The organism is Amycolatopsis sp. YIM 10 (assembly GCF_009429145.1).
Classification (GTDB): Bacteria; Actinomycetota; Actinomycetes; order Mycobacteriales; family Pseudonocardiaceae; genus Amycolatopsis.
Map to the genome: position 1 here is coordinate 3,697,072 of NZ_CP045480.1, position 14,494 is coordinate 3,711,565.

Consider the following 14,494-nt stretch of genomic DNA (forward strand, 5'->3'; position numbering starts at 1 on the left):
AGGGATTCCGATGGGCACCAACCGGTGCCCGTTACCGCGCTCGTTGCAGGAGGCACCGTGCCCGACTTCCTCGCCGACTGCCGTGCCCGCCTCGCCTTCGACCTGCTCGGCAACACGTGGAACTCGGTGGTGCTGTGGGCACTGCGCCACGGCCCGCGCCGCCCGGCCGACCTGCGCGAGCAGATCGGCGGCATCCGGTCGAAGGTGCTCACCGAGACCCTGCGCCGATTGGAGTTCAACGGGCTGGTCACGCGGCGCGCCTACGCCGAGGCGCCACCACGCGTGGAGTACGCGCTCACCCCGCTGGGCGAGACCCTGCTCGAACCGATCGGGGCACTGGGGGAGTGGGCTTTCGCGCACGGCGACGAAGTGATGGCGGCCTGGCCACCCGCGTAGAATCGATCGGAATCCCCCTCGTACGAAAGTGAGTCACCCTTGTCCGTGTCCCATGGGGACTCCGATCTCGAGCAAGAGCAGGCGTACGTCACCAGGCTCTACGAGATGCTCGACGCCGAACGCGACCTCACCCAGCGACGGCTCGACGAAACCCTGCGCCTGACCGGCGGCACCCCGCAGGCCCGCACCGAACGCGACGTGGCCACCGCGACCTACACCGAGCGGCTGGCCCAGCTCGGCTCGGTGGAACAGGGGCTGTGCTTCGGCAGGCTCGACTTCCACGAGCAGGAAACGGCCTACATCGGCAGGCTCGGCCTGTTCGACACCGACGACGACTACCGGCCGCTGCTGATCGACTGGCGCGCCCCGGTGGCGCGGCCGTTCTACCTGGCCACCGCGGCCTCACCGGAGGGCGTGCGACGGCGGCGGCACATCCGCAGCCTGTCCAGGCGGGTCACCGGGGTGGACGACGAGATCCTCGACCTCGGTGAGGCGAGCGGCGGCGACCACGACCTCGGCCTGGCCGGGGAGGCCGCGCTGCTGGCCGCGCTGACCCAGCGGCGCACCGGCGAGATGAGCGACATCGTCGCCACCATCCAGGCCGAGCAGGACCGGATCATCCGGGCCGGGATGAACGGGGTGCTGGTGGTCCAGGGCGGGCCCGGTACCGGCAAGACCGCCGTCGCCCTGCACCGCGCCGCGTACCTGCTCTACACCTTCCGCCAGCAGCTGACCAAGCGCGGCGTGCTGGTGATCGGGCCGAACAGCACCTTCCTGCGCTACATCGGCCAGGTGCTGCCGTCGCTGGGCGAGACCGGCGTGCTGCTGGCCACGGTCGGGCAGCTGTACCCGGGCATCAGCGCCGACGGCACCGACGAGCGCGCCGCCGCGGCGGTCAAGGGGCGCGCGGTGATGGCCGAGGTGCTGGCGAACGCGGTGAAGGACCGCCAGCGGGTGCCGTCGCCGGTGCTGGAGGTCGAGGTCGAGCGCGAGATCCTGCGGCTGGACCGGCGCACCTGCACCGACGCGCGGGCGAAGGCCAGGCGGTCGCGCCGTCCGCACAACCAGGCGCGGCGGATCTTCGTCGCCGAACTGCTCGACGCGCTCACCCGGCAGGCCGCGCGGCGCCTCGGGGACAACCTGCTCGACGCGCGCGACGTCGGGGACATCCGCGCCGAACTCGCCGAGGACAAGGACGTGCGGCGGGCGATGGACGAGCTGTGGCCGGTGCTCACCCCGGAGGAGGTGCTCGACGACCTCTTCGCCGAGCCGGAGCGCCTGGCCTCGGCGGCGTCGAAGCACCTCGATGAGGCCGAGCGCGCGTCGCTGCGGCGTGACCGCGGCGCCGACTTCACCCCCGCCGACGTGCCGCTGCTCGACGAACTCGCCGAGCTGCTCGGCTGGGACGACACCGAGGAACGCGCCGCGCGCGCCCGCGAGGAGCGGGAGCAGCGTGCCTACGCCGAGGGCGTGCTGGACATCCTGGAGCAGGACGAGGAGATCATCGATCCCGAACTGCTGCGGGTGAGCGACGTGCTCGACGCCGAGTTGTTCGCCGAGCGGCAGCAGGCGCGCAGCGAGCTGACCGCCGCCCAGCGGGCCGCGCAGGACCGGACCTGGACCTTCGGGCACGTGATCGTCGACGAGGCGCAGGAACTGTCCGAAATGGACTGGCGGACCATCATGCGGCGCATCCCGAGCCGGTCGATGACGGTGGTCGGGGACGTGGCGCAGACCGGCGCCGAGGGCGGCGCGTCGGCCTGGGGCGACGTGCTCGGCAAGTACGTGGACGACCGGTGGCGGCTGGCGGAGCTGACGGTCAACTACCGCACCCCCGCGGAGATCATGGCGCCGGCGGCACGGGCGCTGGAACGCGTGGACCCGGAGCTGACCGTGCCCACCTCGGTGCGCTCGACCGGGGTCGAGCCGTGGCAGGCGCCGCTGGCGTCGGCGGACCTGGCGGCGGTCGCCGCCGCCGAGCTGTCCGAAGTGGACGGCGGCACGGTGGCGGTGCTGTGCCCGGTGGCCCGGCTTTCCGCGGTGCGGTCGGTGCTCACCGAGGACGAACGACTGTCGGTGCTGACCGTCGAACTGGCCAAGGGACTGGAATTCGACTCGGTGGTGCTGCTCGCGCCGGAGGAGATCGTGGCCGAGTCACCGCGCGGCTGGAACGACCTGTACGTGGCGCTGACCCGCGCCACGCGGCGGCTGGGAGTGCTCCACGCCGGGTCGGAGCCGTTCCCGGCCGGGAGCTAGGCTGCCCGTTATGCGGAACTCTGCCAAGCTCATGGTCGTGGTCGCCGCCGCACTGGCCGTCGGTGCGTGCACGCCATCGGAGAAGGACTCCACCCAGCCCCCCGGTTCGAACGCCCAGCCGTCGATCGCGCCCGCCGGGCCGAACACCGGCGTGCCGGGACCCGGTTCGGTGACGGCGCTGCCCCAGCAGCCCACCGGTCCGGAGTGCACGGTGGACCAGATCCAGGTGAAGGGCGAGCCGGGCCAGGAGCCGGAGATCACGCTGCCGGACGGCTGTGCCGCGCCGACCAAGCTGCTGACCAAGGACCTCGAGCCCGGCCAGGGTGCCGAGGCGGCCAAGGGCAGCCAGCTCGAGGCGAACTACCTGCTGATGACCTGGGGCAACAAGCAGGTCGCGGACAACTCGTACGAGAAGGGCAAGCCGCTGCCGCTGACCCTGGGCGCGCAGCAGGTCATCCCGGGCTGGGAGCAGGGCCTGGAGGGCATCTTCCAGGGCGGGCGCCGCGTCATCGTGGTGCCGCCGGACCTGGCCTACGGCAAGCAGCTCGGCCACCCGCTGCAGAAGGAGACCCTGGTCTTCGTGGTGGACGCGGTGAAGGTCACCCCCGCCACCAGCTGAGCCGGCCGCGCGGGTGCCGTGAAGGTGGCTTCACGGCACCCGCCGCGCGAGGCACCCCCGTCAGGGCTTGAGCAGGAGTTTTCCGGTGGTCCTGCGGCCCTCCAGGTCCTCGTGCGCCCGGCGCGCCTCGGCCAGCGGGTAGCTGCCGCCGATCCGGATCTTCAGCGAGCCCTCCGCCACGGCGTCGAACAGCTCGCCCGCCCGCCAGTCCAGTTCCTCACGGGTGGCGGTGTAGTCGTTGGACTTGGGCCGCGTCATGAAGATCGAGCCGGCCGCGTTCAGCCGCAGCGGGTCCACCGGCGGTACCGCGCCGCTGGCGTTGCCGAACAGCACCAGCATGCCGCGCCGCCGCACGCTCGCCATGCTGCCGTCCACAGTGGACTTGCCGACCCCGTCGTACACCGCGGCCACGCCCTCGCCGTCGGTCAGCTTCCTGGTCGCCTCGGCGAAGTCCACCTGGTCGTACCGGATCACCTCGTCGGCACCGGCTTCGCGCGCCAGCTGCTCCTTCTCCTCGGTCGACACGGTGCCGATCACCCGCGCGCCCTTCGCCTTGGCCAGCTGGGTGAGCAGCAGCCCGACCCCGCCCGCCGCGGCGTGCACCAGCACCGCGTCGCCCTCCCGCACCGGGTAGGTCGAGGTGACCAGGTAGTGCGCGGTGATGCCCTGCAGCATCGTCGCCGCGGCGATGTCGTCGGTGACGTTGTCCGGCACCCGCACCGCCGCCGAAGCCGGCACCAGCGCCCGGCCCGCGTAACCGCCGGGCACGCCCTGCCACGCCACGCGGTCGCCGGTGCTGAACCCGGTCACTCCCGTGCCGGCCGCCGCGACCCGCCCGGCGCCCTCGAGCCCGAGCACCAGCGGCAGCTGGACCGGGTACAGCCCGCCGCGCTGGTAGGTGTCGATGTAGTTGATCCCGGCCGCCGCCACCTCGACCAGCAGCTCACCCGGGCCTGGGTCGCCGACCTCGACCTCGGTGAACTCCAGTACCTCTGGTCCGCCGGTCTGCTGGATCCGTACTGCTGGGGTCGGCATGCGTCCTCCTCGATGTGCGTCCTCTCTCAGAGGCAACTATGGCCGGGGCCACGATGTTCCGCGTCACGGCCATCGGCCCGATAGGCTCGGCGGGTGGCTGAGCAGGAGAACGAGAAGACGCAACCGGCCGAGCCGACCAGCCGTCAGCTGGCCGCCGCCCGCGAGTTCGTGGACAAGCACGGTGAAGCGGGCAAGGCCGTGGTGGAGAACATCGGGCGGGCCGGCGCCAGGGTGATGCTGGTCGGCGCCGACGGCGCCATCGGCGACGTGATCGTCACCAGCGTGGAAACCGGCGAGAAGCTGGTCGAGGCGGTCGACGGCCTCGAAGCGTCCACCTGGGACAACGAGACGGTCGGCGCCACCAAGATCGGCGCGGGCCACCGCCGCCGGATGGCCCGCCCCCGCTAGGACGCGGGCTTGACCAGCTTCGCGGCGATGCGCTCCGGCTTCGGCCAGCGCACGTCCCGCGCCCAGCCGAACTTTTCGAACAGCCAGATCACCCTGGCCGACACGTCGACCTGACCGCGCAGCACCCCGTGCCGGGCGCAGGTCGGGTCGGCGTGGTGCGAGTTGTGCCACGACTCACCCATGGACAGGATCGCCAGCGGCCAGAAGTTCGCCGCCTTGTCCCGGCTGGCGAACGGCCGGTCGCCGACCATGTGGCAGATCGAGTTCACCGACCAGGTCACGTGGTGCAGGAAGGCGATGCGCACCAGCCCGGCCCAGAAGAACGCGGTCACCGCGCCCCAGAACGACCAGGTGAGCAGGCCGCCGAGCAACGCGGGCGCGGCCAGGCTGAGCGTGGTCCACAGCCAGAAGTACCGGTTGACCACCCGCAGGTCGCCGTCGGCGAGCAGGTCCGGCGCGAACCGCTCGTAGCTGGTCACCTCACGCTGGAACATCCAGCCCATGTGCGCGTGCCAGAACCCCTTCGCCAGCGCCTTCGGCGAGGTGCCGAACAGCCAGGGGGAGTGCGGGTCGCCCTCGCGGTCGGCGAAGGCGTGGTGGCGCCGGTGGCTGGCCACCCAGAAGATCACCGAGCCCTGCACGGCCATGCCGCCCGCCACGGCCAGCGCGATCCGCAGCGGCCGGGCCGCCTTGAACGCGCCGTGGGTGAAGTAGCGGTGGTAGCCGACGGTCACCCCGAGCGTGCCGATCACGTAGAACGCCACCGCCAGGCCGACGTCCACCCAGTTGAGCCCCCAGCCCCAGGCGACCGGCACGGCCACCACCAGCGCGGCGAACGGAATCAGCAGGAACGCCTTGAGCACGATCATCTCGGTGGTCGAGCGCTGATGGGAGATGATCGGCTTGGCCGCCGAAGGTGACTTCATGGGCAAGAGCCTATTCGGACATTTTGGCCTGCGGCCCGCGCCCTCGTTACGAGGTGGTGTCGGTCAGTCGGCGGTCGCGAGTACCGGCGCCGGTTCCGGTGTCCTGGCCGGTACCGGACCGCGGTCGCGGGTGGCGCACCACAGCGACGCGGTGGCCACGATGACCAGCGCGGAACCCAGTACGTGGAAGGAAACCAGCGCCTCCGGGATGCCGAGCGCGTACTGCAGGCTGCCCAGCCCGCCCTGCGCCAGCGCGACCACCGCCAGCACCGCGTAGCGCCGCCAGAGCGCCGCCGGGGCGCCGGTGCGGGAGAGGTGCAGCCCGAGCACCGCCAGCACGACCAGGAAGACCACCAGCAGTCCACCGTGGACCTGGGCCAGGGTTTCGATCGGGGCGTCCAGGCGCGGGGTGTCCGGGTCGCCGCCGTGCGGACCGGCGCCGGTCACCACGGTCCCGGCCACCAGCACCGCGCCGAGCAGCACCACCAGCGCGACCATCAGCTTGCGGCCCAGCGGCTGGATCAGCCGGCGCGGTTCCTCGTCACCCTCACCGAACGCGCGCAGCAGCATGAACGCCAGCCACACCAGCGGGGTGGAGGCGAGGAAGTGGATGGCCACGGTCCACCACAGCAGCCCGGTGAGCACGGTCATGCCGCCGATCACCGCCTGCGCGACCACGCCGAGCGGCATCGTCCAGGCCAGCGCGACCAGGCGGCGCCTGCTCGGCTGGTCGACCTGGATGCGCCACGCGGCCAGCACGCACAGCCCGGCCACCAGGATCACCAGCCCGGTGAGCAGCCGGTTGCCGAACTCGATCCACTGGGTCACCGCGCTCAGTTCCGGGTGCTCGACCGGGAACATGCTGCCGGGGAAGCACTGCGGCCACGTCGGGCAGCCGAGCCCGGAGCCGGTGACCCGCACGATGGAGCCGGTCACCCCGATCCCGCCCTGGGTGATCACCGCGGCGACGGCGAGCACGCGCTGCACCACGGGAGAGGGATACGGGAGGCGGGCGACGAGCGACTTCAACGGCACGAACCGATGGTAGGCGGCCGGTTCCGCGCGCTTGCTGAGAGGTCTCGCGGAGGTCTTGCGGATCAGTTCAGCCGGGTGGTACGCGCGGCCAGCGCCCCGGCCGCGGCCGCCCAGGCGGCGAGCACGGCGACCGGCCCCCAGCTGAAGTGACCGTCCAGCAGCGCCGCGCGCAGGCCCTCGGCGAGCGCGCCGGAGGGCAGCAGGCCGACCAGGTCGCCCAGCGCGCCCGGCATCGCGGACGGCACCAGCAGGATGCCGCCGGCGAGCAGCAGCACGAACCACACCACGTTCGCCAGCGCCAGCACCGCCTCGGCCCGCAGCGAACCGCCCAGCAGCACACCCAGCGCCCCGAAGGCGAAGGTGCCGAAGACCAGGAAGACCACCCCGGCCGCCAGCCCGCCGGGCGAGGGCGACCACCCCAGCAGCGCGGCCACCACCCCCAGCACCACGGCCTGGATCGCGACCACCACGAGCGCGGCCAGCAGCCGCCCGGCGACCAGCAGCCAGCGCGGCAGCGCGGTCGCGGACAACCGCTTGAGCACGCCGTACCGCCGGTCGAAGCCGAGCGCGATGGCCTGCCCGGTGAACGCCGAGGACATCACCGCCAGCGCCAGGATGCGCGGGGTCACCCAGTCCACCGCCTCGACCGGGCCCAGCTCGCCCGAGGGCAGGATGTCGAGCAGGCTCAACCCGGCCAGCAGCGCCAGCGGGATGAGCAGGGTGAGCAGGATCTGCTCGCCGTGGCGCAGCGTCAGCGCGGTCTCCACGCGCGCGTGCGTGCGCAGCATGCGGACCAGCGAGCCGCGGCCCGGTGCGGGCGCGAACGTGCCCGGTGCGAAACGAGGGCTCACGGTCTCTTCCCTGCCTGGCTTGACGGCGGTCATCCGCGCAGCTCCCGTCCGGTCAGCTCGAGGAACACTTCTTCGAGGTCGCGGCGGCCAACGTGCAGCTCCTCGGCGAGCACGCCCTGCTGGGCGCACCAGGCGGTGACCGCGGAGACCACCTGCGGGTCCACCACGCCCTCCACCCGGTAGCTGCCGGGTGCGGACTCCCGCACCCGGTAGCCCTCGGGCAGCGCCGCCGAAAGCAGCTTCGTGTCGAGACCGGCTCGCGCGCGGAACCGCAGCTGCGCGGCTTCCCCGGCCTCGGCGGTCAGCTCACTCGGCGCGCCCTCGGCGATCACCTTGCCACCGTCGACGATGACTACGTGATCGGCGAGCGTTTCGGCTTCTTCCATCAGATGTGTGGTCAACAGCACGCTGACGCCGTCGGCGCGCAACGCGGCGAGCAGGTCCCAGACCAGGCGCCGCGCCTGCGGGTCCATGCCCGCGGTCGGCTCGTCGAGGAACACCAGCTCCGGGCGCCCGACCAGGGCGCAGGCCAGCGACAACCGCTGCTGCTGCCCGCCGGAGAGCCGTTTGAACGGGGTGCGCCGGACGCCGTCGAGGCCGAGCACCTCCAGCAGCCAGGCCGGGTCCAGCGGCTGGGCCGCGCAGGAGGCGACCAGCCCGAGCATCTCGTCCGCGCGCACGCCGGGATAGGCGCCACCGCCCTGCGGCATCACGCCGATGCGGGGCCGCAGGCGGGCGCCCTGGCCGGCGGGATCCAGCCCGAGCACCCGGACGGTCCCGGAATCGGGCCGCTGGAAGCCTTCGCACACCTCGACCGTGGTCGTCTTGCCCGCCCCGTTCGGGCCCAGCAGGGCCAGCAGCGTGCCCTGCGGCATCCGCAGGTCGAGGCCATCGACGGCGGTGACCTTCTTGGTGGATCCGAAGCGCTTCACCAGCCCGGTTATCTCCACGGCGGGTGCACTCACAACGGTCAAGGGTAGAGCGGTGCCTCTACGCGGGCTGTCGCGGGCTCGGGTAGGTCTCGTCGTCGAGGTGGGCCGGGGACAGGGCGCCGGAGATGGCCGCGGCGTCCGGCCTGGTGAAGATCAGCGGGCACATCCGGCGCACCAGCACCAGCGCCAGCACCACCACCACGATCGCCGCGGTGTAGGCCTGGAACGGCACGAAGGTCCGCCCGCCGAAGCTGCCGCCGGTGGGGAACACCACCAGCGAGAGCACCACGCTCGACCACGTCGCCGCCACCCGGAACCGCGAGGTGCCCGCCGCCGCGGCCAGCGGGATCGCCGCCCAGAGCAGGTACCACGGCTGCAGCGCCACGTGCAGCACCATCACCGCGCCGAGCGAGACGCCCAGCCCGATGATCGGCCGGTACCGCCACTTCAGGCTGTCCCAGATGAACTTCACCGTGACGATGCCGGCGGCCAGGTAACCGAGGTTGCCCAGGATCGGCACCAGCGCGTTGGTGTGGTTGCCCAGATCGAGGGAAATGCCGAGCAGCCCGCCGAGATTGCCCAGCTCCGCGGTCGGCGAGATCCACGCCCGCACCAGGCCGGGGGTGTCCAGCGTGCCGATCCAGCCGAAGCCGAGCCCGGTGACCAGGGTGACCCCGACGAAGACCACGGCGAACACCCCGGCCATCGGCGCGGCCGCGCGGAACAGGTCCCGGATCCCGCCGTGCCAGCGCCGCGCCACCATCACGGTGAAGAACGGCAGCGCCAGGATCGCGCTCACCTTGGTCAGCACGCCGAGGGTGATCACCGCCACGCCGAGCGAAATCCCGAGCAGCTCGCCGGGCGCCAGCGGCGGCGGGGTGTCGCCCTTGACCCGGATCGGCAGCTTCCGCAGGCCCAGCTCCAGCCCGGCGGCCATCAGCCCCAGCGCCAGCGCGTCGTTGTGCGCGCCCGCGACCAGGTGGAAGATCAGCAGCGGGTTGAGCGCGCCCAGCCAGAGCGCGGTGGCCGGCTGCACGCCGAAGCGCGAGGCCAGCCGCGGCAGCGCCCAGACGATCAGCACCACCCCGACCACGGCCAGCCCGCGGTGCAGCATCACCCCGGTGACGATGTTGTTGCCGGACAGCTCCGCCAGCCAGCTGCCGAACCGCAGGTAGAGCGGCCCGTACGGGGCGGGCGTCTCGCGCCACATGTTCGACACGCCCGAGGTCAGCGGGTCGCCGATGCCCAGCGCCTCGGCCGGGCCGAGCGAGTACGGGTCCATCCCGCGCCGCACGATCTCGCTCTGCGCCAGGTAGCTGTAGACGTCGCGGGAGAACAGCGGCGGGATGAACAGCAGCGGGGTCACCCAGGTGATCAGCGCGCGGTGCAGCTGCTTCGGCGTGGCCAGCCGGGCGTTGGCCGGGCGGGCGAACCGGCCGATCATCAGCCAGGCGATCACCACCATCAGGATGCCGGTGGCCGCGATCGCCAGCGACACCGTGGAGATCCGGGCGAAGACCCGCAGCACCGGGATCTCCAGCACCGGGTTGATCACCGGCGCGGCGCCCGCCCCCAGCGAGCCGATCGCCAGGAACAGCGTGCCGGTGGTGCCGAACCGGCGGATGATCTTGAGCGCGCGCTCCTCGGTGACGTCCAGCGGCTGGGGTGCGGCGGGCTCGACGGGCGACCTGGTCTCCACTCCGGAAGGGTATCGACTGCGATGTCACCGTGATGTCGGTCACCCGGAATTACCCCTCCTTTGCCCCTCGCCCGGATATACGACACACTTGTGTTGTGAAAAAGACGGGCACCGCTCAGCAGCGGCGGGACGGCGACAGCCGCCCCGCCACCGCCGGCGTCCCCGTGCAGGCCAACGCCGACGGCCGGACCCGGCACGAGGTGGCTCGCCTGCTGCTGGAGGAGGGGCCGATCACGGCCGCGGTGGTCGCCGAGAAGGTCGGCATCAGTCCCACCGCGGTGCGGCGCCACCTCGACACCCTGCTCGAGTGCGGGGAAGCCGAGGCGCTCGACGCGCCCCGGCGCGGGCCGCGCGGGAGGGGGCGCCCGGCCAGGGCGTTCCGCCTCACCGACAGCGGCCGGGCCCGGTTCGGGCACGCCTACGACGACCTCGCGGTCTCGGCCGTCCGGTTCCTCGCGGAGCACGCGGGCCCGGACGCGGTCCGCGCGTTCGCCGAGAGCCGCGTCGCGGCTCTGGTGGAGCCCCACCGCGACGCGGTGACCAGCTCCGCGGAGCCCGCCTCCCGGGCGGAGGCCCTCGCCACCGCCCTGACCAGGGAGGGTTACGCTGCCTCGACCCGGCAGGTCCGCACGGGTGAGCAGCTGTGCCAGCACCACTGCCCGGTGGCCCACGTGGCCGCCGAGTTCCCGCAGCTCTGCGAAGCCGAGACCGAGGCGTTCGCGAAGCTGCTGGGGACCCACGTGCAGCGCCTCGCGACCATCGCGCGCGGGGACACCGCCTGCACCACACACGTACCCGCGGAGAATCCGCGCGGTATGGAAGCACCATCTCCGGACGGAGGGAATCCCGTATGACTGCCGCTGCCGAGCAGCGCACTCCCACCACTGCGCCCCTGTCCCAGGAAGAGACCATCGACTCCCTGGGCAACTACGCGTACGGCTGGGCGGACTCCGACGCCGCCGGGGCCAGCGCCAGGCGCGGCCTCAGCGAGGATGTCGTCGTCGACATCTCGTCGAAGAAGTCCGAGCCGGAGTGGATGCGTGACGCGCGCCTGAAGGCGCTCAAGCTCTTCGACCTCAAGCCGATGCCCAACTGGGGCGCCGACCTGTCGGGGATCGACTTCGACAACATCAAGTACTTCGTGCGCTCCAGCGAGAAGCAGGCCACCAGCTGGGAAGAGCTGCCCGAGGACATCAAGAACACCTACGACAAGCTGGGCATCCCCGAGGCGGAGAAGCAGCGGCTGGTCGCGGGTGTGGCCGCGCAGTACGAGTCCGAGGTCGTCTACCACTCCATCCGCGAGGACCTGGAGAAGCAGGGCGTTCTCTTCCTGGACACCGACACCGCGCTGCGCGAGCACCCGGAGCTGTTCCGCGAGTACTTCGGCTCGGTCATCCCGGCCGGTGACAACAAGTTCTCCGCGCTGAACACCGCGGTCTGGTCGGGCGGCTCGTTCATCTACGTGCCGCCGGGCGTGCACGTGGACATCCCGCTGCAGGCCTACTTCCGGATCAACACCGAGAACATGGGCCAGTTCGAGCGCACGCTGATCATCGTCGACGAGGGTGCCTACGTGCACTACGTCGAGGGCTGCACGGCGCCGATCTACCAGTCCGACTCGCTGCACTCGGCGGTCGTGGAGATCATCGTGAAGAAGGGCGGCCGCTGCCGCTACACCACGATCCAGAACTGGTCGAACAACGTCTACAACCTGGTCACCAAGCGGGCCAAGGCCGAAGAGGGCGCGACCATGGAGTGGGTCGACGGCAACATCGGCTCCAAGGTCACCATGAAGTACCCGTCGGTGTTCCTGATGGGCGAGCACGCCAAGGGCGAAGTGCTCTCGGTCGCCTTCGCCGGTGAGGGCCAGCACCAGGACGCGGGCGCGAAGATGGAGCACCTGGCGCCGTACACCTCCTCGACCGTGGTGTCGAAGTCGGTGGCGCGCGGCGGTGGCCGCACCTCCTACCGCGGCCTGGTCAAGGTCGCCAAGCGGGCGCACCACTCGCGCTCCAGCGTGGTCTGCGACGCGCTGCTGGTGGACACCATCTCGCGGTCGGACACCTACCCGTACGTGGACATCCGCAACGACGAGGTGTCCATGGGCCACGAGGCCACCGTCTCCAAGGTCAGCGCGGACCAGCTGTTCTACCTGATGTCGCGCGGGCTGACCGAGGAAGAGGCCATGGCCATGGTGGTCCGCGGGTTCGTCGAGCCCATCGCGCGCGAGCTCCCGATGGAGTACGCGCTCGAGCTGAACCGCCTGATCGAGCTGCAGATGGAAGGGTCCGTCGGCTGACATGACGGCTAGCACCGAAACCGAGAACAACGTTTCCGCCGCCGCGCGGGAGGCCGTCATCCCGGCCGCCTCCCGCGCGGAGCGGTTCGCCTCCTACGACGTCGAGGCCTTCGAGGTCCCCGGCGGGCGCGAGGAGAACTGGCGCTTCACGCCGATGAAGCGCCTGCGCGGCCTGCACGACGGCAGCGCCGTCGCCGACGGCCGGATCACCGTGGAGGCCGACCTGGCCCCCGAGCTGAAGCTGGAGACGGTCGGCCGGGACGACGAGCGCCTCGGCGCCGCGGGTGTGCCGAGCGACCGGATCGCCGCGCAGGCCTACTCCGCGTTCGAGACGGCCACCGTGGTGACCGTGCCGAAGGAGATCAAGGCGTCGGCGCCGAGCGTGGTGCGTCTGGTCGGCCCCGGTGAGGGCAAGACCGCCTACGGCCACCTGCAGGTGCGTGCCGAGGCGTTCGCCGAGGCCGTGATCATCCTGGACCACACCGGTTCGGGCACCTACGCCGACAACGTCGAGTTCGTCGTCGGCGACTCGGCCAGGCTCACCGTGGTCTCCGTGCAGGACTGGGCCGACGACGCGGTGCACGTCTCCGAGCAGCACCTCAAGCTGGGCCGGGACGCGGTGCTCAAGCACACCGTGGTCACCCTCGGCGGAGACCTGGTGCGCGTGTCGCCGACCGCGGCGTTCGCCGAGCCGGGTGGCGAGGTCGAACTGCTCGGGGTGTACTTCGCCGACGCCGGCCAGCACCAGGAGCACCGGCTGTTCGTCGACCACGCGGTGCCCCACTGCAAGTCGAACGTGATGTACAAGGGCGCGCTGCAGGGCGACGGCGCGCACACGGTGTGGATCGGCGACGTGCTGATCCGCGCGGCCGCCGAGGCCACCGACACCTACGAGCTCAACCGGAACCTGGTGCTCACCGAGGGCGCGCGCGCCGACTCGGTGCCGAACCTGGAGATCGAGACCGGCGAGATCGAGGGCGCGGGCCACGCCAGCGCCACCGGGCGGTTCGACGACGAGCAGCTGTTCTACCTGCAGTCGCGCGGGATCGCCGAGGAGCAGGCGCGCCGGCTGGTGGTGCGCGGGTTCTTCCACGAGATCCTGGCGAAGATCACCGTGCCCGAGGTGCGCGAGCGCCTCGAGGCCGCGATCGAGGCCGAGCTGCAAGCCGTCGGTGCCTGACGAGCTGCCGGAAACTTCCCGAACTTAGGAAAAGAAAAAAGACTCATGGCCACTCTGGAAATCAAGGACCTGCACGCCTCGGTCACCACCGACGAGGGCGCCAAGGAGATCCTCAAGGGCGTCAACCTGACCATCCGCTCGGGTGAGACGCACGCGATCATGGGCCCCAACGGCTCCGGCAAGTCGACCCTGTCCTACGCCATCGCCGGGCACCCGAAGTACGAGGTCACCTCGGGCCAGGTGCTGCTCGACGGCGAGGACGTGCTGGAGATGAGCGTGGACGAGCGCGCCCGCGCCGGGCTGTTCCTCGCCATGCAGTACCCGGTCGAGGTGCCCGGTGTCTCCATGTCGAACTTCCTGCGCACCGCGGCCACCTCGGTCCGTGGCGAGGCTCCCAAGCTGCGCCACTGGGTCAAGGAGGTCAAGGAGGAGATGGGCAAGCTGGACATCTCCGCCGAGTTCGCCGAGCGCAGCGTGAACGAGGGCTTCTCCGGCGGTGAGAAGAAGCGCCACGAGATCCTGCAGCTGGCGCTGCTCAAGCCGAAGTTCGCCATTCTCGACGAGACCGACTCCGGCCTCGACGTGGACGCCCTGCGCGTGGTGTCCGAGGGCGTCAACGAGTACAAGGCGAACAACGAGGTCGGCGTCATGCTGATCACGCACTACACCCGGATCCTCAAGCACATCTCGCCGGATTTCGTGCACGTGTTCGCCGGCGGGAAGATCGTGGAGTCCGGTGGCGTTGAACTGGCCGACGAGCTCGAGGCCCACGGTTACGTGAAGTACGCGGGCAAGCCCGAGGCCGCGGCCGTCTGACTTCCCGCAGTGCCCCGGAATCCACCACGATCGAGAGGAGCC

The 14,494-nt window shown here is 71.5% G+C and carries 14 protein-coding genes; 8 read left to right on the forward strand and 6 right to left on the reverse strand.

The annotated features are described in order from the left end of the window. Positions 1 to 57: 57 nt before the first annotated feature. From YIM_RS17955 to YIM_RS17965, 3 genes are read left to right on the forward strand one after another with little or no spacing between them, the layout of a single operon-like run. Positions 58 to 396 (forward strand): helix-turn-helix domain-containing protein, encoded by a 339-nt coding sequence (locus YIM_RS17955; RefSeq protein WP_153031445.1) that lies wholly within the window; start codon positions 58 to 60, stop codon positions 394 to 396. 39 nt (positions 397 to 435) lie between these two features. After that, positions 436 to 2,652, forward strand: a complete 2,217-nt coding sequence (locus YIM_RS17960) for an ATP-binding domain-containing protein (protein WP_153031446.1) — start codon at positions 436 to 438, stop codon at positions 2,650 to 2,652. 10 nt (positions 2,653 to 2,662) lie between these two features. Then, on the forward strand, positions 2,663 to 3,271 hold the full coding sequence (locus tag YIM_RS17965) for an FKBP-type peptidyl-prolyl cis-trans isomerase (RefSeq protein WP_153031447.1): 609 nt from the start codon (positions 2,663 to 2,665) through the stop codon (positions 3,269 to 3,271). A gap of 60 nt (positions 3,272 to 3,331) precedes the next feature. Here YIM_RS17965 and YIM_RS17970 read toward each other — a convergent pair whose 3' ends face one another. Continuing rightward, complete coding sequence (locus YIM_RS17970; protein ID WP_153031448.1) at positions 3,332 to 4,306, reverse strand: quinone oxidoreductase; 975 nt, start codon at positions 4,304 to 4,306, stop codon at positions 3,332 to 3,334. Positions 4,307 to 4,399: 93 nt separating this feature from the next. On the opposite strand from YIM_RS17970, the gene YIM_RS17975 reads away from it, so the two are divergent. Continuing rightward, a complete protein-coding gene (locus tag YIM_RS17975) occupies positions 4,400 to 4,714 on the forward strand; it encodes a hypothetical protein (RefSeq protein WP_153031449.1) in 315 nt (104 codons plus the stop codon). Here the strand turns inward: YIM_RS17975 and YIM_RS17980 are convergent. The 5 genes from YIM_RS17980 to mptB all read right to left on the reverse strand — a co-directional run bounded on the left by YIM_RS17980 (position 4,711) and on the right by mptB (position 10,157). Continuing rightward, positions 4,711 to 5,640, reverse strand: a complete 930-nt coding sequence (locus YIM_RS17980; protein ID WP_153031450.1) for an acyl-CoA desaturase — start codon at positions 5,638 to 5,640, stop codon at positions 4,711 to 4,713. The two genes, YIM_RS17975 and YIM_RS17980, sit on opposite strands and share 4 nt — an antisense overlap. 63 nt (positions 5,641 to 5,703) lie before the next feature. Further along, positions 5,704 to 6,675: a heme A synthase gene (locus YIM_RS17985; protein ID WP_153031451.1), complete on the reverse strand. Its 972-nt coding sequence runs from the start codon at positions 6,673 to 6,675 to the stop codon at positions 5,704 to 5,706. Positions 6,676 to 6,737: 62 nt separating this feature from the next. Further along, positions 6,738 to 7,559, reverse strand: coding sequence for an ABC transporter permease (locus YIM_RS17990; RefSeq protein WP_194240198.1), 822 nt, complete (start codon positions 7,557 to 7,559; stop codon positions 6,738 to 6,740). Further along, positions 7,556 to 8,491, reverse strand: a complete 936-nt coding sequence (locus tag YIM_RS17995) for an ABC transporter ATP-binding protein (RefSeq protein ID WP_153031452.1) — start codon at positions 8,489 to 8,491, stop codon at positions 7,556 to 7,558. The genes YIM_RS17990 and YIM_RS17995 overlap by 4 nt, the downstream gene beginning before the upstream one ends. A 25-nt stretch (positions 8,492 to 8,516) precedes the next feature. Further along, on the reverse strand, positions 8,517 to 10,157 hold the full coding sequence (gene mptB / locus YIM_RS18000) for a polyprenol phosphomannose-dependent alpha 1,6 mannosyltransferase MptB (protein WP_194240199.1): 1,641 nt from the start codon (positions 10,155 to 10,157) through the stop codon (positions 8,517 to 8,519). A 95-nt stretch (positions 10,158 to 10,252) separates the two neighbouring features. Here mptB and YIM_RS18005 point away from each other — a divergent pair, with 95 nt between their 5' ends. The 4 genes from YIM_RS18005 to sufC are packed head-to-tail and all read left to right on the forward strand — an operon-like array spanning position 10,253 to position 14,452. After that, positions 10,253 to 11,011, forward strand: a complete 759-nt coding sequence (locus YIM_RS18005; RefSeq protein ID WP_228004800.1) for a metalloregulator ArsR/SmtB family transcription factor — start codon at positions 10,253 to 10,255, stop codon at positions 11,009 to 11,011. Further along, the gene (sufB, locus tag YIM_RS18010; protein WP_153031453.1) at positions 11,008 to 12,456 is read left to right on the forward strand and encodes a Fe-S cluster assembly protein SufB; all 1,449 of its coding nucleotides are present in this window, start codon (positions 11,008 to 11,010) and stop codon (positions 12,454 to 12,456) included. Before YIM_RS18005 ends, sufB begins: the two co-directional genes overlap by 4 nt. Before the next feature lies 1 nt (position 12,457). Next, on the forward strand, positions 12,458 to 13,636 hold the full coding sequence (gene sufD / locus YIM_RS18015; RefSeq protein ID WP_153031454.1) for a Fe-S cluster assembly protein SufD: 1,179 nt from the start codon (positions 12,458 to 12,460) through the stop codon (positions 13,634 to 13,636). 45 nt (positions 13,637 to 13,681) lie between these two features. Next, complete coding sequence (sufC, locus tag YIM_RS18020; protein WP_153031455.1) at positions 13,682 to 14,452, forward strand: Fe-S cluster assembly ATPase SufC; 771 nt, start codon at positions 13,682 to 13,684, stop codon at positions 14,450 to 14,452. Positions 14,453 to 14,494: the final 42 nt, after the last annotated feature.

What these genes read in the sequence shown, in the direction of transcription:
- YIM_RS17970 (WP_153031448.1), bottom strand. Translation starts at nt 4,306, where the DNA reads ATGCCGACCCCAGCAGTACGGATCCAGCAGACCGGCGGACCAGAGGTA.
- YIM_RS17990 (WP_194240198.1), bottom strand. Translation starts at nt 7,559, where the DNA reads ATGACCGCCGTCAAGCCAGGCAGGGAAGAGACCGTGAGCCCTCGTTTC.
- YIM_RS17965 (WP_153031447.1), top strand. Translation starts at nt 2,663, where the DNA reads ATGCGGAACTCTGCCAAGCTCATGGTCGTGGTCGCCGCCGCACTGGCC.
- YIM_RS17980 (WP_153031450.1), bottom strand. Translation starts at nt 5,640, where the DNA reads ATGAAGTCACCTTCGGCGGCCAAGCCGATCATCTCCCATCAGCGCTCG.
- sufC (WP_153031455.1), top strand. Translation starts at nt 13,682, where the DNA reads ATGGCCACTCTGGAAATCAAGGACCTGCACGCCTCGGTCACCACCGAC.
- sufB (WP_153031453.1), top strand. Translation starts at nt 11,008, where the DNA reads ATGACTGCCGCTGCCGAGCAGCGCACTCCCACCACTGCGCCCCTGTCC.
- sufD (WP_153031454.1), top strand. Translation starts at nt 12,458, where the DNA reads ATGACGGCTAGCACCGAAACCGAGAACAACGTTTCCGCCGCCGCGCGG.